General features: G+C 66.6%; 2 protein-coding genes. Both read right to left on the bottom strand.

Going from position 1 to position 1,788, the window contains the following annotated elements; genetic code table 11:
* Positions 1-143: 143 nt before the first annotated feature.
* Positions 144-926 carry a CBS domain-containing protein gene (locus BN903_RS08690; RefSeq protein WP_048077368.1) on the bottom strand — a complete coding sequence of 261 codons (783 nt, stop codon included), beginning with the start codon at positions 924-926 and terminating at the stop codon, positions 144-146.
* A gap of 146 nt (positions 927-1,072) precedes the next feature.
* On the bottom strand, positions 1,073-1,788 hold a 716-nt coding region (locus tag BN903_RS08695), incomplete at its 5' end, for a S16 family serine protease (protein WP_048077369.1).

Raw genomic sequence — 1,788 nt, forward strand, 5'->3', positions numbered from 1 at the left:
CCGCCGCGCCGACGGCCGCGTACTTCGCCCTGCTCAACGCCGTTCGGATTCGAGATCCCATACCGACCCTCTCTTGTCGATTCATAAAAATAGTGTCTGCGAAAACCACGGATTGGTGTGGGCGGGGAAATCCCCGACTCCCGTCACTGGAGCCGCTTCGTCGTCTCCACGAGCGGGTGTCTGGCGTAGTCGACGATCTCGATGTCGTCGACGACGCGGAGGCCCTCCTTCTCGGCGGTCTTCGCCATCCCGAGGTCGACGGTGGTCCGCGGGATGATCACGTACGCGTCCATCGCCTCGATGCCGGCCTCCCGGGCGGCCATGGCCCGGTGGTGCCCGTCGGCCAGGTAGAGCGTGCCGCCGTTGTCGATGACGACGAGCGGCTCGGCGAGCCCGTTCTCCAGTTCGTACTGCCGGCCCTCCAGTTCGTCGGCATACACGCGGGCCTGCGTCGGCGTCAGGGCCGCGATGTCGACCTCGCGCCGCTCCTCGTCGAGCTCGACGCCGTGGATCTGCGAGAGGGTCCGCATCAGCTTCCCGACCTTCCCGGGCGTCGCGCGCTCGATCTGCGAGCGCACCACGTCCGTGTTCGAGATGATCCCGACGAGGTTGTCGGCGTCGTCGACGACGGGGAGCCGCTGGATGCCGGAGCGTAAGATCACGCGGGCGGCGTCGGTCACCTTCATGTCGGGGTGCGCGACGATCAGGTCCTCCGTCATCACGGTGAACACGGGCGCGTCGTCGTCCGCGAGCAGCAGGTCCCCGGCCGAGACGAACCCTTCCACGGTGCGGCCCTGCGTGACGGGGAACCCGTTGTGGCCGTCGCTGTCGGCCATGCGACGCGCGACCTCGGCCACCGTCTCGTCCGGACTGACCGTCTCCACCTCGCGCGTCATGTACTCGCCGACGGTCGGTTTCCCGCTCATCGTCCGCCGTAGACGCTCCCGGGGTAAAAAGAGGCCGGGGCGTTGCCGCCGAACGAGCGGTCGAGTCGGGACGCGGAATGGATGCGAGTGCGGTGGCTCGCGGAGCGGTAGCGAAATAAGACCGCAAAAAGCGGGCGCGAGACCGTCTACTGCGGGCTCGGACTGGACGGGCTGGAGACGTTGCCGTCCTTCAGCGTCGATCCCGTGATCGACTTCAGCCGCGAGACGAGCGAGTCCTTCTCGGTCTCGCCTTCGAGGGCGATGTCGAGGACCTCGCTGATGTGCGAGACGGGGATGATCTCTATCATCTCCTCGTACTCGTCTTCGATCATCACGTCCTGCTCGTTGGCCGCGGGGATGATCACCCGGGTACAGCCGGCCTTCGCGGCCGCCTCGATCTTGTGGGTCACTCCGCCGACCGGGAGCACGTCGCCGCGGACCGAAAGCGATCCGGTCATCGCGAGGCTCTGGTCGACGCCGACGTTCTCTAAGGCGCTGATGACGGCGGTCGCGACCGTGATGGACGCGGAGTCACCGTCGACGCCCTGCTGGCCCGTCTGGATGAACTGGATGTGGATGTCCTTCTCCGAGATGTTCTCGTCGGAGAACTTCTTGATGATCGCCGAGACGTTCTGGACCGACTCCTCGGCCATCTCCTTGAGCTGGCCGGTGGCGATCACCTGACCGCCGCCTTGGGTCGGCGTCACCTCGGCCATCACCGGGAGCATGATCCCGGAGTCTTCGCCCATGACGGCGAGCCCGTTGACGCGCCCGACGACGTAGCCGTCGGAGACCTCCAGCTCGTAGTCCTTCCGGCGCTCGATGTAGTCGTCCGCGAGCTGCTGTTCGATGGACCGCGAGC

Source organism: Halorubrum sp. AJ67, from assembly GCF_000513435.1.

Coding starts and splice junctions, on each gene's coding strand:
- BN903_RS08690 (WP_048077368.1), bottom strand. CDS start 926: ATGAGCGGGAAACCGACCGTCGGCGAGTACATGACGCGCGAGGTGGAG.